This window comes from Sporocytophaga myxococcoides (assembly GCF_000775915.1).
Lineage (GTDB): Bacteria > Bacteroidota > Bacteroidia > Cytophagales > Cytophagaceae > Sporocytophaga > Sporocytophaga myxococcoides_A.
In genome coordinates this window covers 297736-320324 of the sequence record NZ_BBLT01000002.1, presented here as the reverse complement: position 1 = coordinate 320324, position 22589 = coordinate 297736, and the positions used below count along the sequence as shown (strand labels likewise).

At 36.5% G+C, this 22589-nt stretch carries 20 protein-coding genes; 15 read left to right on the top strand and 5 right to left on the bottom strand.

Annotated features, from left to right (window positions below):
- Positions 1 to 13 precede the first annotated feature (13 nt).
- From MYP_RS05625 to argH, 6 genes are all read left to right on the top strand, one after another.
- The gene (locus MYP_RS05625) at positions 14 to 367 is read left to right on the top strand and encodes a four helix bundle protein (RefSeq protein WP_045459730.1); all 354 of its coding nucleotides are present in this window, start codon (positions 14 to 16) and stop codon (positions 365 to 367) included.
- A 49-nt stretch (positions 368 to 416) separates the two neighbouring features.
- The gene (locus tag MYP_RS05620) at positions 417 to 1556 is read left to right on the top strand and encodes an aspartate aminotransferase family protein (protein WP_045459729.1); all 1140 of its coding nucleotides are present in this window, start codon (positions 417 to 419) and stop codon (positions 1554 to 1556) included.
- Complete coding sequence (locus tag MYP_RS05615; RefSeq protein ID WP_045459728.1) at positions 1557 to 2513, top strand: N-acetylornithine carbamoyltransferase; 957 nt, start codon at positions 1557 to 1559, stop codon at positions 2511 to 2513.
- A gap of 52 nt (positions 2514 to 2565) precedes the next feature.
- Positions 2566 to 3357, top strand: coding sequence for an acetylglutamate kinase (gene argB, locus MYP_RS05610; protein ID WP_156140351.1), 792 nt, complete (start codon positions 2566 to 2568; stop codon positions 3355 to 3357).
- 260 nt (positions 3358 to 3617) lie between these two features.
- Positions 3618 to 4685 (top strand): M20 family metallo-hydrolase, encoded by a 1068-nt coding sequence (locus tag MYP_RS05605; RefSeq protein ID WP_045459724.1) that lies wholly within the window; start codon positions 3618 to 3620, stop codon positions 4683 to 4685.
- Between the two features lie 31 nt (positions 4686 to 4716).
- On the top strand, positions 4717 to 6048 hold the full coding sequence (gene argH / locus MYP_RS05600; protein ID WP_045459721.1) for an argininosuccinate lyase: 1332 nt from the start codon (positions 4717 to 4719) through the stop codon (positions 6046 to 6048).
- 235 nt (positions 6049 to 6283) lie between these two features.
- Here the strand turns inward: argH and MYP_RS05595 are convergent, their stop codons facing one another.
- On the bottom strand, positions 6284 to 9991 hold the full coding sequence (locus MYP_RS05595) for a VPS10 domain-containing protein (RefSeq protein WP_045459719.1): 3708 nt from the start codon (positions 9989 to 9991) through the stop codon (positions 6284 to 6286).
- Between the two features lie 719 nt (positions 9992 to 10710).
- Between MYP_RS05595 and MYP_RS26025 the strand changes: the two genes are divergently transcribed.
- From MYP_RS26025 to MYP_RS05565, 7 genes are all read left to right on the top strand, one after another.
- Positions 10711 to 10872, top strand: a complete 162-nt coding sequence (locus tag MYP_RS26025; RefSeq protein WP_156140349.1) for a hypothetical protein — start codon at positions 10711 to 10713, stop codon at positions 10870 to 10872.
- 199 nt (positions 10873 to 11071) lie between these two features.
- The gene (locus tag MYP_RS26020; protein ID WP_156140347.1) at positions 11072 to 11245 is read left to right on the top strand and encodes a hypothetical protein; all 174 of its coding nucleotides are present in this window, start codon (positions 11072 to 11074) and stop codon (positions 11243 to 11245) included.
- 3 nt (positions 11246 to 11248) lie between these two features.
- Positions 11249 to 12688: a hypothetical protein gene (locus tag MYP_RS05585; protein ID WP_045459716.1), complete on the top strand. Its 1440-nt coding sequence runs from the start codon at positions 11249 to 11251 to the stop codon at positions 12686 to 12688.
- Positions 12689 to 12690: 2 nt separating this feature from the next.
- A complete protein-coding gene (locus MYP_RS05580) occupies positions 12691 to 13158 on the top strand; it encodes a hypothetical protein (protein ID WP_045459713.1) in 468 nt (155 codons plus the stop codon).
- A gap of 310 nt (positions 13159 to 13468) precedes the next feature.
- Positions 13469 to 13843, top strand: a complete 375-nt coding sequence (locus MYP_RS05575; RefSeq protein ID WP_156140345.1) for a hypothetical protein — start codon at positions 13469 to 13471, stop codon at positions 13841 to 13843.
- Positions 13844 to 13967: 124 nt separating this feature from the next.
- Positions 13968 to 14426, top strand: coding sequence for a hypothetical protein (locus tag MYP_RS05570; protein WP_045459709.1), 459 nt, complete (start codon positions 13968 to 13970; stop codon positions 14424 to 14426).
- Positions 14410 to 14949, top strand: a complete 540-nt coding sequence (locus MYP_RS05565; RefSeq protein WP_045459707.1) for a hypothetical protein — start codon at positions 14410 to 14412, stop codon at positions 14947 to 14949. The genes MYP_RS05570 and MYP_RS05565 overlap by 17 nt, the downstream gene beginning before the upstream one ends.
- A 19-nt stretch (positions 14950 to 14968) precedes the next feature.
- On the opposite strand, the gene abc-f is transcribed toward MYP_RS05565, so the two are convergent.
- The 3 genes from abc-f to MYP_RS05550 form a co-directional block, all read right to left on the bottom strand.
- Positions 14969 to 16558: a ribosomal protection-like ABC-F family protein gene (abc-f, locus tag MYP_RS05560; RefSeq protein WP_045459705.1), complete on the bottom strand. Its 1590-nt coding sequence runs from the start codon at positions 16556 to 16558 to the stop codon at positions 14969 to 14971.
- A 436-nt stretch (positions 16559 to 16994) separates the two neighbouring features.
- Positions 16995 to 17642, bottom strand: a complete 648-nt coding sequence (locus tag MYP_RS05555) for an NAD-dependent epimerase/dehydratase family protein (protein WP_045459704.1) — start codon at positions 17640 to 17642, stop codon at positions 16995 to 16997.
- Between the two features lie 419 nt (positions 17643 to 18061).
- Complete coding sequence (locus tag MYP_RS05550) at positions 18062 to 18397, bottom strand: zinc ribbon domain-containing protein YjdM (RefSeq protein ID WP_045459702.1); 336 nt, start codon at positions 18395 to 18397, stop codon at positions 18062 to 18064.
- Positions 18398 to 18763: 366 nt separating this feature from the next.
- Here MYP_RS05550 and MYP_RS05545 point away from each other — a divergent pair, with 366 nt between their 5' ends.
- Together MYP_RS05545 and MYP_RS05540 are read left to right on the top strand one after the other, a co-directional pair.
- On the top strand, positions 18764 to 19786 hold the full coding sequence (locus MYP_RS05545) for a hypothetical protein (protein ID WP_045459700.1): 1023 nt from the start codon (positions 18764 to 18766) through the stop codon (positions 19784 to 19786).
- Positions 19743 to 22013, top strand: a complete 2271-nt coding sequence (locus MYP_RS05540) for a hypothetical protein (RefSeq protein WP_045459698.1) — start codon at positions 19743 to 19745, stop codon at positions 22011 to 22013. Before MYP_RS05545 ends, MYP_RS05540 begins: the two co-directional genes overlap by 44 nt.
- Positions 22014 to 22201: 188 nt before the next feature.
- Here MYP_RS05540 and MYP_RS05535 read toward each other — a convergent pair whose 3' ends face one another.
- Complete coding sequence (locus MYP_RS05535) at positions 22202 to 22582, bottom strand: GreA/GreB family elongation factor (RefSeq protein WP_045459697.1); 381 nt, start codon at positions 22580 to 22582, stop codon at positions 22202 to 22204.
- Positions 22583 to 22589 lie beyond the last annotated feature (7 nt).

The window sequence follows — 22589 nt, the reverse complement described above, 5'->3', positions numbered from 1 at the left end:
TTTTTAACCAGCTATGCAAAACTTTAGAAATCTCAAAGTGTGGGAGAAAGCACATAAACACACTTTGGAAGTGTATAATATCACTTCTAATTTTCCCAAAGCGGAAATTTATGGCTTAACAATTCAAATAAGAAGATCTGTTTCTTCTATAGTAGCGAATATTGCGGAAGGATGCGGGAAAAGTTCAAAAAAGGACTTTGCCAATTACCTTCAGATTGCACTAGGCTCTGCTCATGAAACCGAATATTTCCTACTTTTATCTCGTGATCTTAACTACATTTCGACAACCGAACATGAAGTTTTAAATCAAAATATAAATGAGATAAAAGGAATGCTTATTGGGTTAGTGAAAAAAGTAAATATATAGTTCTTTAAAACTTTAAGCTTTCTACTTTAAGCTTTTAACTTGATCAAACATGAAACTATTCGACGTCTATCCTCTCCTTAATGTGGAGCCTGTAAAAGCTCAGGGAATTAAGCTTTGGGACAAACAAGGAACTGAATACCTGGACCTTTATGGTGGCCATGCCGTTATCTCCATCGGACATACACATCCGCATTATGTAAAAAAGATTACCGAACAGCTGAATAACATTGCCTTTTATTCCAACTCTGTTGTTATTTCTGTGCAAAGCGAATTGGCAGAAAAACTCGGTAAGCTTTCCGGATACGACAATTATGATCTTTTCCTTGTAAATTCAGGAGCAGAAGCCAATGAAAATGCATTGAAACTTGCTTCTTTCCACACAGGAAGAAAAAAAATCATCAGCTTCAGTAAAAGCTTCCATGGCAGAACTTCTCTTGCAGTTGCTGCTACTGATGGTAGCTCTATGCAGGCACCTGTAAACAAAACTGAAAACATTCAATTCCTTCCTTTCAATGACATCGAAGCATTTGAAAAGAACATGAATGAAGATGTGGCAGCTGTTATCATTGAAGGTATTCAGGGTGTCGGAGGCGTTCAGATTCCAAGTACTCCTTTCCTTAAAAAGATAGAAGAGCTTTGCAAAAAATTTAAATCTGTTCTTATACTTGACGAAGTGCAATCGGGATACGGAAGAAGCGGTAAGTTCTTTGCACACCAATATTCTGGAGTAAAAGCCGACCTTATCACCGTTGCGAAGGGTATGGGTAACGGGTTCCCTATCGCCGGAGTATTGATTAGCCCTGAATTCAAAGCTGTACACGGAATGCTTGGTACTACTTTCGGAGGGAACCACCTTGCATGTGCTGCTGGTATAGCAGTTCTTGATGTGATTAAAGATGAAAACCTTCTTTCAAATTCAGAAAACATAGGCAACTACCTTATGACTGAATTGAAAAAGATATCAGGTGTAAAAGAAATAAGAGGCCTTGGATTAATGATTGGTGTTGAACTTGAAATTCCATGTGCCGCGGTGAGAAATTCACTTCTTGACGATCATAAAATATTCACTGGATCTTCTTCTGACAAAAATACGATGAGAATACTTCCTGCTTTAAATATCACTAAAGAAGAAGCAGACTTATTCTTGAAAGCTTTCAAATCTGTAATGTCTAAAATGCTTGTAAAATAAATGAGAAATTTTACCTCTGTTCATGATGTAGATGATGTAACAGCTCTTGTAAACCTTGCACTTGAGCTTAAGCAAGATCCATTAAAATATGCTAATATCGGGCGCAACAAAACTCTTGGTCTGATATTCTTCAATCCAAGCCTGAGAACGCGTTTGAGCACCCAGAAGGCTGCTCATAACCTTACTTTAAGGGTAATGGACATGAACGTTGGGCAGGATAGCTGGAATCTTGAGATCAGGGATAATGTAGTAATGGACGGAGACACAAGCGAACATATTAAAGAAGCTGCTGCCGTAATTGGTCAGTATTGCGACATTATTGGTATCAGATCATTCCCAAGTCTTAACGACAAGGATACAGATTATAAAGAAGAAGTTATACAGAAATTTATAACCTATTCGGGAGTACCCGTAGTAAGTCTTGAATCTGCAACACGTCACCCACTACAGTCTCTTGCCGATTTAATCACGATCAATGAATTAAAGAAAACAGCAAGGCCTAAAGTAGTGCTTACCTGGGCGGCACACCCTAAGGCACTTCCACAGGCTGTACCCAATTCATTCGCAGAGTGGATGAATCACCCGGATGCAAATGTAGACCTGGTAATCACACATCCCGAGGGGTATGAGCTTGATCCAAAATTTACACAAGGAGCTAAGATTACATACAATCAGAACGAAGCCCTTGAAGGAGCAGATTTTGTGTATGCTAAAAACTGGTCATCCTATAAATACTACGGCAACATTATCTCCAAAGATAAAAGCTGGATGATTAGTCCTGAGAAAATGAAACTTACCAATCAGGCTAAGTTCATGCACTGTCTGCCGGTGAGAAGAAACGTTATTGTTTCTGATGCAGTAATAGACAGCCCTGACTCCGTAGTTATTCAGCAAGCTGGAAACAGAGTTTGGTCTGCACAAGCTGTATTAAAGAAAATATTAGAGGACAATTTCTAAAAGTAACAAGATAGGTTCTTAAAATTTCCTACTTATTACTTAAAACTTAATAATGGAGAAACTATACATCATAAAAGTAGGTGGCAATGTCATTGACGACGACAAGACACTTCAGAAATTCCTTAAAGATCTTTCTTCCTTGAAGACAAATAAAATTCTTGTTCATGGAGGAGGAAAAGTAGCGACGGAGATAAGTAAGGGTCTTGGTATTGAAGCTCAAATGGTAGATGGCAGAAGAATTACAGACACTGAAACTTTGAAAATAGTCACTATGGTCTATGGAGGTCTGATCAACAAAAAGGTTGTCAGCCAGCTTCAGTCAATGAATACCAATGCTATTGGACTTACAGGTGCTGATGCAAACATCATGCTTGCAAGTAAGCGTCCTGTTAAAAACGGTATTGACTATGGCTTTGTCGGAGACGTTGAAAAAATTGAGGCTGCACCATTGGCAACTTTGATTTCTTCTGGCCTGACTCCGGTAATTGCTCCTCTTACTCATGATGGTAAAGGGAATATGCTGAACACCAATGCTGACACAGTTGCTTCTACACTTGCTGTTGCGCTTTCCAAGTCTTTTGATGTAAGTCTTGTTTATTGTTTTGAATTAAAAGGTGTCCTTCAGGATATCAATGATAAAAACTCTGTCATTTCGTCTATTGATACTGAGAAATATGGTCAATTAAAGCAGGATGGTGTTATTGCAAAAGGTATGATTCCTAAAATGGATAATTCCTTTGACGCAATTAAAGCTGGTGTTAAATCGGTGATCATATGCCATGCTGATGACATTGTATCTATAGTGAACCAGTCGGAACAGGCGGGAACGGTTTTGAAAGCGTAAAGCAGAAGGCTTAAAGCTGAAAGTTAAAAGTTGAAAGTTGGAGGAGCAATTAACGTTCCTTTGTCATCCTCTCCGTGTCTGTCCCCTGACAGGACATAATTCAAAGGATAGAAATAATGAATGACGATAAGTTCAGTTAACAAATAGTAAAGTATTAGCATTAGTGTGGTCTGTCGGGGGATAGACCACGGAATAGAGATAAATCATTTAATAAATAAAGTAAAGGCTTAATTCCTTTACATTTTAAACTACAAATTTTTATGTTTGATAGGGATAAATTAAAAAAAGACGCTCTGGAGCTACTAAAGGGACTGATAAGAATAGAGTCCTTCAGCAAGCAGGAAGACAAAACTGCGGAATTGTTAAACCGTTTTTTTGAAGACAGAGGAGTCCCGACTCACAGAAAGAAGAACAATGTTTGGGCATTTAACAAAAACTATGATCCGAACAAACCGACGATTCTTCTCAACTCTCACCACGATACAGTTAAACCAAATCCTGGCTATACAAACGACCCTTTTGATCCTATTGTAAAAGATGGGAAACTATTTGGTTTAGGCAGCAATGATGCAGGAGGATGCCTTGTTTCGCTTATGGCAACATTCATCCATTTTTACGAAAAGGAAAATCTAAAATACAATTTCGTTGTAGCAGCTACTGCAGAAGAAGAGATTTCTGGCTTTGACGGCCTTGAACTAGTTTATCCTGACCTTGGCCCTATTGACTTTGCAATAGTTGGAGAGCCAACTTTGATGGACATTGCTGTTGCTGAAAAAGGTCTTATGGTTCTTGACTGCGTAGCCAAAGGGAAAGCAGGTCATGCTGCCCGTGAAGAAGGTGATAATGCCATTTACAAAGCATTGAAAGACATCGAGTGGATCAGAAACTATAAGTTCGAAAAGGTGTCTCCACACCTCGGACCAATGAAGATGTCTGTAACTATTATCAATGCAGGGTATCAGCATAACGTAGTTCCAGAGAACTGTACCTTCACCATTGATGTGCGTATTACAGAAGAATATAGAAATGAAGATGTTCTTCGCATTATAGAAGAAAATATTGAATCTGAAGTGAAGCCAAGATCGGTAAGATTGAGACCGTCTTTCATAGACCCAGAACACCCTTTGGTGCATGCTGCTATAAAATATGGCGCGAAGCCATACGGCTCTCCTACTACCTCAGATCAGGCTTTGGTTCCTGTTCCTTCTGTTAAAATGGGCCCTGGAAACTCAGGAAGATCTCATACAGCAAACGAGTTTATATGGCTTGCTGAAATTGAAGAAGGTATCGACAGATACATTGCAGTTCTAAGTGAACTGGTTATTTGATTTTAATTATCCTATATTAAAATACGTTTCCATGAAGTTGTGGCAAAAAAGTACAGAAGTAAATAAAAGCATTGAAAAGTTCACTGTTGGCAAAGATCGCGAGATGGATATGCTTCTGGCTGAATTTGACGTACTCGGATCTCTTGCACATACACAGATGCTTGAAAGCATCGGACTGCTAGAGACAAGTGAATTAAATATTCTTCATAAAGAATTAAAAAATATCTACAAAGAGATACAGAAAGGCCAGTTCACTATTGAAGATGGCGTAGAAGATGTACATTCTCAGGTAGAACTAATTCTTACTAGAAGACTAGGCGATGTAGGTAAGAAGATACACAGCGGAAGATCCCGTAATGATCAGGTACTTCTAGATCTTAAGCTTTATATAAGAGATCAGATAAGGGTTACTGTAGAAAATGTAAAGACTTTGTTTGAGCTGCTCATTTCTTTGAGCGAAAAACACAAAAACGATCTGCTTCCAGGGTATACTCACTTGCAAATTGCAATGCCATCTTCTTTCGGATTATGGTTCGGTGCTTATGCAGAAAGCCTCGCAGACGATCTGAATATGATGCTGGCAGCTTATAAAATTGCGAATAAAAATCCTTTAGGTTCTGCTGCAGGTTATGGTTCTTCCTTTCCTCTTAACAGACAAATGACAACAGATCTTTTAGGCTTTGAAAGCTTAAATTACAATGTTGTTTATGCTCAGATGGGAAGAGGCAAAACAGAAAAGAACGTTGCAGCTGCTATGTCCTCCATAGCGTCAACTCTTGGCAGACTTGCGATGGATGTTTGTTTGTATATGAATCAGAACTTCGGTTTCATTACATTCCCTGACGAATTGACTACAGGTTCAAGCATCATGCCTCACAAGAAAAACCCGGACGTATTCGAGTTGATCAGAGCAAGATGTAACAGGATTCAGTCTTTACCAAATGAGATTAGTCTGGTTACTGCCAATCTGCCATCTGGATATCACAGGGATCTTCAGATCATTAAAGAAAATTTCCTTCCTGCATTTGAAGACCTGAATAATTGTCTTCAGATTGCTGCTTATATGCTTGGACAGATAAAAGTAAAGAGCAACTTATTGAAAGATGATAAATACAAATATCTTTTCAGCGTTGAAGTAGTGAATCAGATGGTGCTTGACGGAACTCCATTCAGAGATGCATATAAGCAGGTAGGAGCTCTTATTGAAGAAAATAAATTTAAGGCTCCTGAGACCATTAACCATACGCACGAAGGAAGTATCGGAAATTTGATGAATGAAGAGATTACAGCTTCATTTGACAACATATTTGACCAGTTCCATTTTGAGCTTGTAGAGCAGGCTTACGAGAAGCTTGTGAAGTAATTTTATTTTAATTTAAAAAATAAGATAGCCTCGGAAAATTTTTTCGGGGCTTTTTAGTTCTTTATTGATAGAAAACCATGCCATACCTTTTCTAACCTCCAACCTATTATTTCTTCCATGCTCTAAAGCAAAAAACACTCCCAATCATATTGCATCTTCCTTATACTATTGATACATCAAAACAAAACCTTGAAAGCATAAGCTTTCAAGGTTCCAAAAGAAAAATGATTTTATACTATTTTACTTTAATCAATTTTAACGTTTCCTCACTTCCGTCTTCATACTTGATATAAGTGACATAATTTCCTGCAGAAAAATTTCTACCCAGTTCAAGAACTTTCCCATCTTCTACTCCTGTGAGAGTATAAATTTGTTCACCTTCATTATTTGTTACAATCAAAGTCCTCACAGCCTTCTCTGACTTCAGGATAAATGCATCAATCGAAGGATTCGGAAATATGGATATAAAGGATCTCTTCCCTGTTTCACCTGCGCGAAGTGCTGGACAAAGACTTACATTCTTGCAAAATGACTGGTAATACGGAGCACCATTATAATTAATACCCACACAGATTTGTCCTCCACCAAAGCCAGCTCCGGAAGAGATGCTGGTAGAGTATGCTGTAGAGCCACCTGAAGGTACTATACCCTGAACAGAAGCATTTGACCACCAGCTAAAATTGTTTGCACCACTTATCAGAGTCGGATTAACTGAGAATATTTTTGATTCACTTTTGGCCATACAGTCCGGACCTATTATATCTCCTGTAGCAGGAGCATTAACCGTAATGCTTACCGGAGAAGAAGTATTCACTAATCCAAGGTTGTCTGTAGCTTTTGCGGTGAGTACATAAGTGCCGGCAGGAGCATTAGTCCATATATACTGGTATGGACTAGAAAGAGCTTCACCAAGTTTTACCGCATCTCTATAGAATTCTACTTTTGTGACCGATCCGTCTGAATCGTCTGCCGAAGCATTTATTATTACAGAAGTAGGAGTTGTATATGTAGAATTATTTACGGGTGACGAGATAGAGACTGTTGGGGCATTATTGGTAACTCCCTGAGAGATATACCCTGCTCTTATCGGAGAACGTTGTTCATTACCCAAAGCCCAGGCTACAGTCAAATGAGCATCTCCCCCGCCTTCTTTATGCAGAACTTCAAAATAGTATTGTTGTCCCTTCACAAGGTTGATACTTGCAGAGGCCTGTCCTGAAGTTGCATCGTAATGTTTATATCCTACTGCACCGTCAAGGTATGCTATCCTTACTTTGTTTGTAGCAAGGTTATTAGTACTAAGCCACAACTCACTAGCATCATCGGAAGCAATCCAGAACTTGTAAGTACCTGTTGAAGGAGGACATAAAAGGCCAGTTATCCTGTTTCCGAAATCGTCTTCTCCGATGAAATCTTTGTCAAGCGCATCTAAATAGATTGTCTGACTTGGTGTTGTATTAACAGGGATATCAGAAACGGAGTTGCCGCTAACGTTATTCCATCTTTGGACAGCAATAGCTGTACCCGGATTACAACATGAGGTATTTGGCACAATTCCTGTAGTACCGCCAGCACAAACACCGCATCCATCGATTGCTGCAGTACCACCTGCTACTCCTTTGCAGTCCTCAATCTGAGAAGCATTTATTATAAGACGTGCTTCCCAGGCACCTCTTCCATAAGTTGAGGCTCTTAAAAGCTTCGCAGAATTCTGTATTTCAAGATCTGTTACAACTGTATTAGGGAGCCCTGCACTATAAGATTCCCATTTGCTCATTGTACTGTTGCGGTAATAAACACCCATGTCATTTCCAACATATAGAGCGTCGTTGCTTCCAGGCTGATAAACAATAGTATTGGTTGGCACATTAGGCAGGCCAGTAGAATAGTTCACCCAAGTTGCACCACCATTTGTGGATTTAAACACTTTCTGATTATCAACCCATCCCCCGGTAGTAATCCATATAACCTGAGGATTGGTAGGATGAACAGCCAATTGGGTTATTCTTTCTTTAGCAGGACTAGAATAGCTCGTCCATGAAGTCCCTTGATTAGTGGTTTTGAAAAATTTATTGATTGTACTGCCATCTGTCTGTTTTTGATCTCCGGTACAATAGATAATCCTGGAGTCGGACTGAGCAACAGCAATACTATGCATTTCTCCTCCATTAGTAAGACCAGTGCTAATTTTAGTCCATGTGTCACCTCTGTTTGTTGATCTGTATACTTCATCATATCCTATAACAATTGAATTATGATTGTTAGGATCCAACACGTACGGCGTAACCCACGCACCATTGGGCTTCCCCCCTGGAATATTACTACTGATGGTTACATAATTATTTACCCAGCCATCAAGAGATCTGTAAAGCTCTCCATTTACATAAGTTGAATACATTACATTGGCATCTGTAGGATCAATGGCCTGCATCATGGCATCTCCTCCATTTGTATTCTGCCATACTCCATTTGCATTCCTTCTGCTACCTCCATTATCCTGGCTTCCGGCAATGATTGTTACAGAATCTGTCTGAGCACAGGCAATGCTATAATACTGCGTTATCTGCAAACCGTTATATAATTCAGTCCATTGGTTGTTAGGCTCATTATACCTTGCTACTCCACCGTCATTACAGAAATACACAAGGTCATTATTTACAGGACTGTGATATATATTTCTCACATCGGCATGTATTTCAACATAAGATGGATGACTGTGCCAATGAGTTTGCTGTACCCATGTAACACCTCCGTCAGTACTTTTGGAAACGTTTACCCCCCCATTATACATAATATTAGCATTGGTCTTAGAATAAAAGATATGCTGTTCTTGCGGGAGATTGGATTTAAAAGTAAAAGAAGATCCATTGTTGGTTGAAACATAAAGGCTCTTTGTTGGCTGTTGTGATGAATAAGCTATGATATTTGAATTTGCAGCTGTAGCAGTCAACGTTAATGAATTATGTTGAAGACTGATGTTCGTAAGTTTACTCCAAGTTACACCTGCATCATCTGAAACATAAACTTCAGAAGATCCCCAATAATCATCTCTCGCGGCATATACTCTTGTTGCACTTCCTGGTTTCCAAACCAAATCATTACAAGTCCAGTCAGTAACTTTAGTCCATGAACTACCTCCATTGGCTGTCCTGAAAATCCCGTCTTGTCTTCCTACCAGAAGAATAGAGGAATTAGTCTCACTGGAAATCATATCGTAAATAGGTTGTCCAGCATTGTATTCATCCGACATGGCAGTTGGATTCCAGGTCAGTCCGGCATCAGTTGACTTGTAAATACCCATACTTTTATTCATCCAGCCACCACGAGGGGCCAATGAAATGTAGACTGTATTGGGATTAGCAAAATCGACTATGATATTTCCTACCTGGCTTACTGGAAGGAAATCACCTAAAGGTGTATAAGTATTACCACCGTCTGTTGTTTTCCAGATGCCACCACCGTTTGAACCGACATAAAAGATATTACCATTAGTAGGGTGGAAGCCCATGCAATCAGCTTTTCCCATTCCCCAATAGCCTCCTGAATTCTGGGTAAAACCTATACTCTTCCAAGTATTCACACCAGGCACAAGCCTCCTTGTGTTTTTCTTAAAAACTTTGGCATTACCATATCCAAGATTGCCATTTTTATCAAGTCTTGTACTCCAATACCATTCCCAACGTTTATATTTTATGTATAGTCCTTTTTTACCTTCTTCACTACCCATAAAAGATTTCCCGAGTTTATTGTCTTCGGCCATCTCTTGTTCTATATCTTTGAAATATTTATTGGCCCATTTTTTTACATCATAGAAATTAAGATCTCCGGAAACTTTTCCGGTTTCTTCTGAGTATTTTTTCAGCCAGTCCTGTGACATTGCTGCCTGAGCTGAAATAAGCAGGAGCAATAGAATCCCGGCAAAAAATAAATTTTGCTTTTTCATAAGGTTGATTTTTGATTGTTTAATGATTTCCCTCTATAGAAGAAATGAGGACATAATTACAAAATCCTGGAAAAGTAATTTGTATCAAAAGTTACATTAAGGAATTTAGCTCATTTTTTCATAGAATAAAAGCAATAAAATGGACTCATTTTCAGATAGAATTTTCACTATTACCGTCGATTATTTTTTTTTCATTGCCATTAAAAGATGTCGTAATGAATGTAAATATCAGATTCTTAAATAACCTTGGTTAGATTATATCTGCATGTGACAATGGTCAAATCTCTCTTCGCGAGGAGGCAGATGTGATATATACAATTTCATTTATTCAAATACACTCCACCTCATAATCCTAAAGAATAATAATTAACTACAGGATCAAGCATCATGCCTCATAAGAAAAATCCGGATGTATTCCAACTAATCAGAGCCAGGTTCGACAGGATTCAATCATTACCAAATGAAATAAGATTGATTACTTCTAATCTACCTTCAGTTATCATAGAGATATTCAGATCATTAAAGAAAATTTCCTTCTTGCATTTGAGGAGCTTAATAATTGCCTTCAGATTGCAGCTTACATGCCTGGAAGATAAAAGTAAAAAGCAACTTATTGAAAGATGAGAAGTACAAGTATCTTTTCAGCGTAGAAGTAGTCAATCAGATGGTATCGGAAGGAACACCATTCAGAGATGCAAATAAGCAAGTAGGTACGCTTATTGAAGAAAATAAATTTCAAGGTTCCTGAGACCATTAATCACACACATGAAGTAGGTATAGTCAATCTGATGAATGAAGAGATTACAGCTTCATTTGACAACATAATTGACCAGTTCCATTTTGAGCTTGTAGAGCAGGCGTGTGAAAAGCTGGTGAAGTAATTTTATCATAGCTTCCAAAAGTTTAAAAAGCCTCGGACTTCCAGGGCTTCTTAGTTTTTATAAATCTCATACTTTTTTTTCTCCCACCCCAAAACAAGTGTTACAACTCACTAATTTTGAAATAATTAAATCATCACATACTTTTGAAATCTGATTTTTAATCAGAGCTTTTTTCCAGCAACTTTTAAATAAATATTAAATGAACAATCAGCTATCCATTAAATTGGCATTAGTATGTCTAAGCCTCATCTTCTTTGCCTCATGCAAAAGAGAACATGAACACATTACACCTTCTAAAAAGGGCAATACACAATCAGGGCCGGCAGAAAAAATTGTACTGGGTCGGAAATTGGAAAATCCATACACTGTCTAAAATATGAAAATTGCATTTTCTAATATTGCTTCTTCATCTAACTCAAAAATCAGTTCGGACGATTCTCCTGTTAGACTAACACATTTGTATTTACGTTTTTTGCCGAAGGATTGGGCAGAATATGATCTTCTGAAATCAGATACTACATTAAAACTTTATCAGATACCCTTGGATTATGAGATTCAAACATACGGCAATTCGTACCAGGACCCTGACATCCCTGAAGGCAATCCCACATGGCAATATGTTGCTATTAAATATGATTATAACTTCAATAAAAATATCCGGCATGAGGTCCTTGCTGAACTTTATTTACCAGAGTCTGATAGTAGCATAGAAGGGGAAGTAGCCAATTTAAGGATACATGGAAAAGGATTCATAGATGCCTTGGTTGATGAGGCAATGATTCTTACCAAAAACTATGACGATACATTGCAAACGAACAACACCAATCGCATAACATGGAACCCCAACGGAACAGTCAGAGTTTACGATACCAGATTAGGCAAACTAATTCCCCTACAGGGAGTGAGAATGAGAGCCAGAAGATGGTTTGATGTAAACGAAGCTGTAACAGATCAGAATGGCTGGTATCAGACAGGTGGGTTCAAAAGACCAGCCAATTATTCACTTGTATTTGAAACAGGAGGTTTTGATATCCGAAGTGGTACATTCGGACAAGCCATGATAGACGGCCCAAAGCAGAAAAGCTCCTGGAATGTTGATTTATGGGATGGGGTAAACAGGTTCTATGCACATGTTTTCAGAGGGTCATGGAGATATCATTATGGGTATATTGGAGGATTATCAAGGCCGATATTGGGTTTTAAACTGAAATATGCAGCTTATGATAAGGGAGATGAATCTCAAGGAACCAATATTGGCAATTGGAGTATATTTTCAATAAATCCAAATATATTTATATACAGATTTACCAAGAATAACATAGAACATTTTTCAGACGAAGTTTTTTCCACTACTTGTCATGAAACATGCCATACAACACATAGTAATATAATGAATGGTGGTATGATTCAATTTGGCCAAGTAAATGAATTTATAGTGGAAAGTTGGCCAATTGCGGTGGAACTGTTTATCACAAGTTTGGAATATAGAAGTAAGGGAATTATAGATTATGGCACCCCAAACTATCGGTTATATGCATCCTTTCCCCTAGATGGAGCATATCAATATTGGCCAACAAATTGTCTCAAAGAATATTCAACCGTATTTATTAATTTAGTTGATGATTATAATGAATATATTCAATCTGGCAATCCTAATGTTCCCAATGATCAGGTAACCGGATATTCGTTGGCTGGCATAGAATCTTCTTTTCTAAAACATGTATATGGGCAAAGTTCTCTGAAAGACCAACTAAAAAGAAACAAGCCCATAGGTGTTACTGATGCACAAATTGATTTATTAATGAGTAGTTATTAGATATGAAAACCATACATATATTATTTATAATCTGGGTTTTACCTTCTTGCAGAGATAAAGAAAGTACCCATTCAGAAAGTTTTATTATTAACACTTCAAATCACGAGATTAAAATTCTGCCTTACGATGACGGGAATTTGATAAATGGAGATATAAAAAGTATACCAGCAAATTCTACAATCAAAGTTCTGGCTCTTACCACTCGTGGAAAAAGTACGGGACCATCGTATGCTAATAATATAATGTTTTTTGACTCACTGAATATTGTATTTGACGATACTATATCCTCAGTCCATTATAGACAAAATTTGTCAGGTGATAATCCTGAGGCAATAAAATTTGAAAACAATAGAAATCTATACAATGAAGATAATTATGTTCGAAAAGTTGTAATGGAGAAGAAACACTATATCTCGACAGAATATTCCTTCACCTTTACAGAGCAAGATTATTTAAATGCCAAGAATTAATTATTAGCCTCAAAAAAGGCTGCTCAATATATCTAAGACAGCCTTTTGTTTTTTCATAAAACCATTTTACGATTTGCTTGAGCTTAGACTTACTAACTATAGTCATTGATCAAAAAAAAACAGATCGTTTAAAGTTGTTTAATTATCGGTTTTAATGGTCAAGTTCATCTTATCTTAATGATGATGTTACAGATTATAGTCTAAGCTTCAGATGAAACATACTTTTACTCTAACATTAATTTTATTAAGTATTACGTCTTGTATTAAGGAAGAAAGTACATATTCCAGTACATATTTAGCAAATAATACTATGCACTCAACACAACTGTTCCCTTATTTTAAAGGCGTAATATCCTATGATGAGGCAATAAGCATTCAACCAAAATCAAACATTTTAGCTCTTTCCAAAAGTAGCAGGGGAAAAGCACAAGGTTTATGGTATGCAACATATATGGTCCCTTACGACTCCATTTATATTGTATTCGATGATAGCATTAATGTTGTCCATTACAGGCAAAATGAACCAGGCAAAAATGTTAACGCGATAAAGTATGAAAATAAAAGAAACATTTACAATAGAGATAATTATGAATACAAAATAATTTCTGAAGAAAAGTATAAAATACATACTGAATATACTTTCACCTTTATCGAGCAAGCCTATTTGGATGCAAAAGAAAAATAACAAAAATCAATTTGATAAATGTTTAAAGCCCCGAGGGGCTTTTCTTTTATATCAATTAAAAAGGTCTAAACCTGAAAAGTCACGGATAGTCAAATTGATATACTCATGAATAATTTTTAATAGAATGAAAACCTATAACCTATTATTAACATCTTTATTCTTACTTTTTTCAAACTGTCAAAAAGAAGGAGCTACTTTCAACAAGTTCACAATATTCAATAATTCCGGAGTAGATGTTAAGATTATATCCAAATTTCTTCAAGAAGATACTTTAGTACTTTTGAAAGGAGACATCAAAGATTTCAATTTAAGTTGGGGAAGAGGTCTAAGTGATGGAGTAAGTTATGCTCCTTTTGTAGATGGTAATCCAATAACTGTTATTTTTAACAAGTCAGTTTCTATAACTCATTACAATGACACATTAAGTCATCCATCAAAATCATACAACTTATTTTCTGAAAGATGTTTTTATAATAAAGCTAGCTATCACAAAGAAATTGTAAATAATTCAAAACATCTTCGAACAGTTACCTTAAGCTATACCTTCATTCAACAAGACTATCTGGATGCAAAAAACCAATAAGATAGTACTGCTTATGCTTGTTAGTATTTTAACTGCATGTAAAAAGGAAACATCCTATTCCACTAATAATTTTATATGCAATAACTCAAATCATTCGGTTAATATAACCTATTATAAAGACGGAATGATTATCAGGAATCGAACAATAGATTCTATCGCTGATGCTTCTTGTAACCTGATATATAAATCTAATGGCTTCGGAAAAGGCAATGCCTCAAACTACTTAAATAGCACTATTAATTTAGACTCTGCATTAGTCTTATTTGATAACAATACGCTAGCAGTTCATTATGGATTTAATACGATCGGATCGAATACCAAAGCCATCGCTTTCGGAAATCCCAGGAATATTTTTGGTGGGTCTTCAACAGGTGGCTTGGAATCAAGAATAGTTTCTGAAACAAAACATCACATTGAAACCGAGTTAAAATACACTTTCACCGAGCAGGATTACCTCTATGCTAAAGGCAATTATAAAGGTACAAACGATAAAAGCCCCGATTTCCGAGGCTTTATCGTTTAACTTTAGCATAATAAAAAGATCATATCAACTCTATCTCCCTCTCCACTCCTACCTGCTCCAGAAAATATTCATCATGTGAAATAACTATTAGCGTTCCTTCATACTCATTGATAGCTGCTGTCATGATTTCTACATTTTGAATATCAAGGTTATTGGTTGGCTCGTCCAGTACAATAATATCAGGAACCTGGCTGCTTATGGTCAGACAGCAAAGCATTAGCCGCATCTTTTCTCCTCCGCTTAGAACAGAACATGACTTATCCCAATCATCTTTAGTGAAAAGAAACCTATTTAACCTGATTTTAACTTCATGCTCCTGCAGAGAGGTTGAATTAAATGTCTGTGCCTGTTCATAAACACTGAAATCATTGTCTATGATGGAATACTCCTGATCTATATAGACCGTTTTACAATCTGCCTTATAAATCGTTCCTATTAAGGGTTTAATTTCTCCCAGAATAATTTTGATAAGAGTTGTTTTTCCTTTTCCGTTCAGTCCTTTCACGACAAGTCTTTCACCACTTGTTATCTGAAAGCTCAGCCTTTCTTTCCATAAAAGATTCTGGTCATAACTATGGTTGATTTCTTTTACTGAACAAAGAATTTTTCCTTTATGCAATGAAGAATTATCAAAACCAAATTTAATCTTATCTGCTTCGGGCAATTCTTTTCTTAAGTCATTAAGTTCCTGCGAAAGCATCCCTGTCTTTTCAGCATGAACACCTTTAACTTTTGCTGTACTATTTTCCGCTTTGTTTTTTAAGGTGTTCATAGATATCCTCGGTAGCCCTGCTTTCTCCTGCTTTTTCTTTCCCCTAGCATCTGTCCTTTGCTGGCGCTCCAGGGCTTCACGTTCGATTTCTTTTGCTTTCCTTAGTTCCTTTTCCTTGCTTTTCAAATCATGATCCAACGCCTGCCTTTCTGATAGTTTCTGCTCTTTATAGAAATCATAACTACCTCCATATACTGACAGCCCTTTGCTGCTCAATTCTACAACTATATCAAGCATATTCAGAAGCTTTCTGTCATGACTTATTACTACTAAGGTTGATTCACATGACTGAATAAAGTTATACAGAAGAGCTCTTCCACTTAGATCCAAATGATTGCTAGGCTCATCCATTAATATAATATCAGGTTGATGGATCAATATTCCTGCAAGAAAAACTTTGGTCTTCTGCCCTCCACTTAAAGTATTCATGCGCTGTTTAAGGTCCAACCCCTGATGCCCCCAGTGAGCAAGAGCTGCATAAGATCTTTCTTCAATTGTCCAGTCGTCATTAAGTGTGGCGAAATTCGACTCACTGACATTGCCACTGAGGATTTCAGACAAAGCATTCAGCTTATCTTCAATCTGAAGTGCCTGGGCAATTGTATGTTCATTAAACTGACCGAAGATCTGAGGAACATAATATGGCTTTGAGCTGCTATTCACAAGCCCTGCAGATGGCTGAACAATACCGGCCATTATTTTTATCAATGTGGATTTGCCGGAACCATTATTTCCGATCAGAGCAATTTTTTCATTATCGTTTACTGCAAGATGTATATTATCAAACAATAAATCTTTATTGGAATGTATATATGTGAGATTCTGAAGAATAATCATAATTTCTTTCTTAAAAGTGGATACTGAGCACCAGGCAAATGCCGGGAACAACTTGGTTTTCCTGAAAGAAATTATTTTTTACATAGAGGACTTTATTCTTTTTTTTACAAAAATAGAATTTTCTATTTTAAATAATAGAAACGAATATTTTTTCTGAAGGTTTTTTCTTTTTAACATCAGGTTCTACCCTGTCAGTTCATTTTGTCATGCTTTATAGTATCTAAATCCATTAATATATATTTGGCGAGAACTACAAACTAAATGCTCAAGAACAGGCTGTTTCATTTCAAATACTCATCGAAACTTATATTAAAAGTCAGATTGTATACTTTATCGCTTCATTATTATCACATTGTCCTTTCAAATATTGTATTTAACATGTTTAACCCTTTTAGAGCATGCCATACTTCTATAAATTACACCATTCCAATTAATATCAAATCTCTGCCAGCTGTTTGATATCTCTTATTTCCAAAATATGCTTAGAATAACCCTTTTTCACCGCATTGATCATAGCCTTACCTACCTGCTTCATCGTTAATGAAGCTTTTGGGAAAAATATTGGAATGATTGGAATAATAATTTTAAAAATACTTTTCACGTTCTTTTGTCCTTTGAACGGTTTCATAAATCCTGGTCGAAAATTATAAACAGCCTTGAATGGAAGTCTCATTAATGCGTTTTCCGTTTTCCCTTTCACACGAGCCCACATCAACTTTCCCTTCTCTGTGCTATCTGTATGACTTCCGGAAACAAAAGTAAAGACCAGACTTGGATTTACGCTTGCCAGCACTCCGGCAAAATGTATTGTTGTGTCATAAGTGATGTAGGTATATTTTTCTTCACTCATTCCAATGGAACTTACTCCTGCACAATAAAAGCAGCGATCATACCCCACCAGGCTCTCCTTATAATTTTCAAGCTTCATAAAATCAGGAACGATGAGTTCTTCAAGCTTTGGATGTTTGATAGGTGAAGACCTTCGATTGATCATTAATACCTTTATTACTTCAGGATTTTCGAGACATTCCAGCAGGACACCCTCTCCTACCATACCTGTGGCTCCAGTTATAATTACTTTCATAGTTGTAATTTTCAATTAAATGTTTACCAATAAGTTCTGATAACTTAACTCTGAAAACCCGCTTCGGTTACTTTACCAAAAAGAATTCTGCAAAAGCAATCGTAAATCAGGATATATATACTGTGTTGTGACAGACGGATAATAGATTAAATTATTTTAAGTCTGTCAGAAAAATCATATCATGAGTGTAACAAAAAACTGTAATTCAGAAGAGATTATCCTGCTTTCTAGCATTCACTAATCTGATAATGGAATAAAAATCAAAAACTTTCAGACGTAAAACTATCTTTATTTGTGTCAAAGTGAACGGATAATAAAGTCAGTCAGAAAAGAAAAAATACTTAATAAAAAATCCCGGTTTAAATTCCGGGATTTTTAACGTATCGCTATGACCTGAACCACCAAAAGGGTTAGGATATCTAAGCCTTCTTTACAAATTCAGATTTTAAAGCCATAGAGCCAAATCCATCGATTTTGCAATCTATATTGTGATCTCCCTCCACTAACTTAATGTTTTTCACTTTTGTACCTGCTTTTACGGGCTGTGGAGATCCTTTTACCGGTAAATTTTTGACTACCACTACAGAATCACCATCTTTCAGAATATTTCCATTCGCATCCTTTACTACAAGTCCTGTTTCTTCTACTTCATTAGGATCCCACTCGTGCCCACATTCCGGGCACATCATCAATGATCCGCTTAAATACCCATAAGGTGATTTGCATTGAGGGCATGGTTTGTTTTCTTCTGTCATTATCTTTTTTGATTAAAGTATTGAAACTAGCAAAAAGAACTGAAAGCTTCCAGTCTTTTAACTTTTTCACAAATATTACTTTTTCCTAAATTATTTTCACAAAACTTTTTTTAGAACAATCTGAGAATATCAAAAATTCATTTCAGCATCTCTTCTATAGGTGATTCTTTAGGACAATAACCTCTTTTAAAATCTCAATCTTATATCCAAGGAGCCATTGGAATACAAGAACTTATTCCGACGTTCATTATATTAAGAAAGCTTCATCCAGAAATCACAAAATTTTTATCTAACTGATGCTCAATTTAGAAAAGATTTTTTTTGCTTTTCCTTATTCTTTATACTTTTATAAACTTGAATTTAATCATGCTCAGATTTTTTATTTTAGTACTGCTATCTTTAACAACGCTATCCTGTTCTGATAGAAAAAATGATGCAGGAACCATACGTTCATTTTACTATTGGAAAAGTATATTCAGTCTAAATGGAAAAGAAAAAGAAGCCATCAACACGCTTGGCATAAAAAAAATCTACCTTCGCTTTTTTGATGTCGATTGGACTGACAAGCCTGAGCCTAAAGGCCATGTGATTCTCAAAGACTCAATACCTGGTTCCCTACAAATTGTACCGGTTGTATACTTAACTAATAGAACCTTATCACATATTCAGCCACATACCCTTGAAATTCTTGCTGACAATATTACTACTAGTGTTAAGGTTTTTGCTAAAAGAAATAATGTCAATTTTACTGAGCTCCAGATAGACTGTGACTGGTCAGACAAAACCCGTGACAAATATTTTAATCTTTTAAGACTGATAAAAAGTAAGCTTCCTCTTTCCTGCATTCTTTCTGCTACCATACGTCTCCATCAGGTTAAATACAGAAATATTACAGGAGTGCCCCCGGCAGACCGAGGCATGCTTATGTTTTATAATATGGGACAGCTTAAGCCTTCAGCCAGCAGAAACAGTATCTGGAATAAAAAAGATGCTGAATCATATGTTGCATATACCAGGAAATATCCTCTTCCTCTGGATTCTACATTGCCCATATTCGAATGGGCTTTGCAAATCAGAGATGGTAAAATTATTGATTTGCTAAGCAAAGAAACGCTGCCTGACTTCACTATATCTGACAACTTCAGGATGAATAAAGATAAAATCCTGGCAGCAGAAAAATCATTTTATTATCAAAATAAATACATTAAAGAAGGAGATGTTTTCAGAATGGAAAGAGTTTCTGGCGAAGACCTGGAAGCCGCAGCAAAGATGCTCTCTCACCATTTAAGTACAACTCCAGCTTCTGTCTCACTTTTTGATCTTGATTCTAAAAACTTTACAGACCATGATATTGAACAACTGGAAGAAATTTTCAATTATTTCAATTAGCATAATTGCGCTTATCGCTATTAATCACCGTTATCTGGCAGGTTGCGCCGGTGGAGATTTTTGGGAAATTACGGATAGCTTCTTTGCCCCGGAAGTCATTGAAAACAAAAAATATCATTCCTTCTTCAGAAGCATGAATCCTATGTATGATGGCTATGGTGGCTATCATAAAGTGGATTACATACAACAATTTGACACTATAAATATTGAGGAATGGAAAACATTTCTTGGGCAGCAAGTGCAAGATAAAGACTTGCATTTTCTGTTATACAGTGCAAAACTTGGAGCCATTGACACACTTATTTTTTATACTAAGAAATCTGACTTCCCTATTTCTAAAAAATTAAAAGCCAATTCCATTACAAGTGTTGCTGATAAAAATAAGGTGAAAGAATTCCTCTATTATCTTGGCTTCGCAAAAAGATGCACAGAATACTGTACAAAAGTGATAACCTGGTACAGCGATGACGAAGAGCCTGAACACGATAAGAAAAAACTGGAAACATTAATTGCCGGAGGTGTAAAGCAAGCCAAACAAGTAAAGAACCAGTTTGTAAAGGAACGCTATTTCTTCCAGATAACAAGACTTCACTTTTTCAATTCGGATTTTGGCGAATGCGCTCTTTACTTTGAAGACCATAAAGACTCCTTTATTGTTAATCCGAGTATGAAGTACAGGTCCATGTGCTATGCAGCAGGTGCATACAGAAAACTTGATCGCCCTGCCGATGCCAACTATCTATATTCCGTTGCATATGACCAATGGGATCCGATAAAGGAAACCGCCTTTATGAGTTTCATGCCAACCGATGAATCAGACTGGAAAGGCTCCCTGGCCCTTGCTAAAAATAAAAGACAAGCTGCCGCTCTCTGGCACTTACTTGGTATTAAGCAAGACGCTTTAAGAGCCATGAAGATGATTTATAATCTTGATCCGAAGTCTGACTTGCTGGAGCTACTTTTGGCAAGGGCAATCAACATCGAAGAAGAAAAAATTTTACCTACCTCTATCTACTCCCTTGATTCTACAGGCTACAAAATCGTGGCATCCAAAATGGACAAGGATCTAATCAAATTTGTTACCGATCTTGCTAACGTAGGCAATACATCCAAACCATGGCTTTGGAACATATCTGCCGCTTACCTTAACATACTTGAAGGAGATACTAAAAAAGGTGACTCATTTCTAAAAACAGCATCCGGTCAAATTAAGAGCGATGATCAGATGGCTATGGACCAGATCGGTGTTATTCGTATTATTTCAAAAATCCAAACATATACCCCTAACGACAAGAATGAAGAAAATATAACACGAGAATTAAACTGGTTAAGAAATGCTCAAACCAATAATGAAAGACTTCGCAGTTCCAACGCATATTATTGGGCTATACGGCGGATGGCTGAGATCTATGATTTATGGGGAAACAAGGTGGTCTCATATAGCTTGGACCAATCGAGAACTTCAGAATATCTAAGAGATAATGATTTTTTGGAAAAGATGATTTCCTACCTTAACAAGGCTGTCAAAACACCTTTCGACAGCCTTGTTCAAAAAACATATGGACATAATGTAAATGTCCTTTATGACATGCAGGGAGTAAACATACTTTACAAGGATTATAACTTTGAAGAGGCTAAAAAGAAATTCACAATGGCAGGTTCAAAATATCTGGAATCTGATCCATTTACAATAAGACTTAAGGATTGCAGGGATTGCGATCAGGCAGAATATGATGGTTCATATGACAACCTCAAATTTATCAATGAAATGATTGATCTGGAGCAAAAAGTCAAATCCAACCCTGTTAATGCATTTGATATTTATTTTAAGCTGGCCAATGGGTATTACAATATGACTTATTTCGGAAATTGCAGAAATATGTATATCAATGGCACCTTTGATGTGGGCTTAATGTATTTTTATTGGGATTCAGAAAAAGATATTATAAATAACAATAAAAACATATTTGATTGCTCAAAGGCAGAAGAATATTATATCAAAGCCATGAATGCCACTACCAATAAAGAACTTAAGGCCAAATGTGCTTTTATGGCTGCCAAGTGTGAGCAAAATGCATTCTTTATCTCCGGCTCATTAAAATACAACAAACAATTCATAGCTGGAAAATATTTTAAACTTTTAAAAGATCAGTATGCCACCACTCAATATTATAAAGAAATCATTAACGAATGCGGATATTTCAAAAGCTACCTTGAGAAGAAGTAATTATTAAGCTAATGGGTTTCATGATACATATTAATGATTTCCTACTTAATACCTAATCCAAAGATACACAGAGGATGTTCAACAAATTAAACACAAGCATCAGGATAAAGTGATAACTGCTGAACATGCTCTCTGTGTATACATGTATTATATCTATTAATTGGGGATAAAAAGTGTAAGAGTCTCCTTCAGGAATTTCTCACCTCTTTAATTTTAAATACCTTTTTACCAGCCGGTACTTCCCACTCTACCAGGTCCCCTTTTCTGTAACCGATAATAGCAGATCCCAGAGGAGCTAAAATTGAAAGCTTGTTTTCTTTCAGGTTTGCAACAGAAGGTGGAACGAGTTTAAATGTCATGCTCTTCTTTTCTTTCTCATCAAAAATCTCAACTTCAGAGTTTACTCTTATTACATCTTCAGGAAGATTTTCGCCTTCCAACACTTTAGCAGATCTCAACTCAGTACTAAGCTTCTTTAAACTATACTGAGAAAAATCTGAGGGTGTATTTTTGATAAGATTAGTAATAAGATCATAGTCTTGTCTGGATAAAACAATTTCCTTTTTCATAAATGTC

What these genes read in the sequence shown, in the direction of transcription:
- MYP_RS05625 (WP_045459730.1), top strand. Translation starts at nt 14, where the DNA reads ATGCAAAACTTTAGAAATCTCAAAGTGTGGGAGAAAGCACATAAACAC.
- MYP_RS05620 (WP_045459729.1), top strand. Translation starts at nt 417, where the DNA reads ATGAAACTATTCGACGTCTATCCTCTCCTTAATGTGGAGCCTGTAAAA.
- MYP_RS05615 (WP_045459728.1), top strand. Translation starts at nt 1,557, where the DNA reads ATGAGAAATTTTACCTCTGTTCATGATGTAGATGATGTAACAGCTCTT.
- argB (WP_156140351.1), top strand. Translation starts at nt 2,566, where the DNA reads ATGGAGAAACTATACATCATAAAAGTAGGTGGCAATGTCATTGACGAC.
- MYP_RS05605 (WP_045459724.1), top strand. Translation starts at nt 3,618, where the DNA reads ATGTTTGATAGGGATAAATTAAAAAAAGACGCTCTGGAGCTACTAAAG.
- argH (WP_045459721.1), top strand. Translation starts at nt 4,717, where the DNA reads ATGAAGTTGTGGCAAAAAAGTACAGAAGTAAATAAAAGCATTGAAAAG.
- MYP_RS05595 (WP_045459719.1), bottom strand. Translation starts at nt 9,991, where the DNA reads ATGAAAAAGCAAAATTTATTTTTTGCCGGGATTCTATTGCTCCTGCTT.
- MYP_RS26020 (WP_156140347.1), top strand. Translation starts at nt 11,072, where the DNA reads ATGAACAATCAGCTATCCATTAAATTGGCATTAGTATGTCTAAGCCTC.
- MYP_RS05585 (WP_045459716.1), top strand. Translation starts at nt 11,249, where the DNA reads ATGAAAATTGCATTTTCTAATATTGCTTCTTCATCTAACTCAAAAATC.
- MYP_RS05580 (WP_045459713.1), top strand. Translation starts at nt 12,691, where the DNA reads ATGAAAACCATACATATATTATTTATAATCTGGGTTTTACCTTCTTGC.
- MYP_RS05575 (WP_156140345.1), top strand. Translation starts at nt 13,469, where the DNA reads ATGCACTCAACACAACTGTTCCCTTATTTTAAAGGCGTAATATCCTAT.
- MYP_RS05570 (WP_045459709.1), top strand. Translation starts at nt 13,968, where the DNA reads ATGAAAACCTATAACCTATTATTAACATCTTTATTCTTACTTTTTTCA.
- MYP_RS05565 (WP_045459707.1), top strand. Translation starts at nt 14,410, where the DNA reads ATGCAAAAAACCAATAAGATAGTACTGCTTATGCTTGTTAGTATTTTA.
- abc-f (WP_045459705.1), bottom strand. Translation starts at nt 16,558, where the DNA reads ATGATTATTCTTCAGAATCTCACATATATACATTCCAATAAAGATTTA.
- MYP_RS05555 (WP_045459704.1), bottom strand. Translation starts at nt 17,642, where the DNA reads ATGAAAGTAATTATAACTGGAGCCACAGGTATGGTAGGAGAGGGTGTC.
- MYP_RS05550 (WP_045459702.1), bottom strand. Translation starts at nt 18,397, where the DNA reads ATGACAGAAGAAAACAAACCATGCCCTCAATGCAAATCACCTTATGGG.
- MYP_RS05545 (WP_045459700.1), top strand. Translation starts at nt 18,764, where the DNA reads ATGCTCAGATTTTTTATTTTAGTACTGCTATCTTTAACAACGCTATCC.
- MYP_RS05540 (WP_045459698.1), top strand. Translation starts at nt 19,743, where the DNA reads ATGATATTGAACAACTGGAAGAAATTTTCAATTATTTCAATTAGCATA.
- MYP_RS05535 (WP_045459697.1), bottom strand. Translation starts at nt 22,582, where the DNA reads ATGAAAAAGGAAATTGTTTTATCCAGACAAGACTATGATCTTATTACT.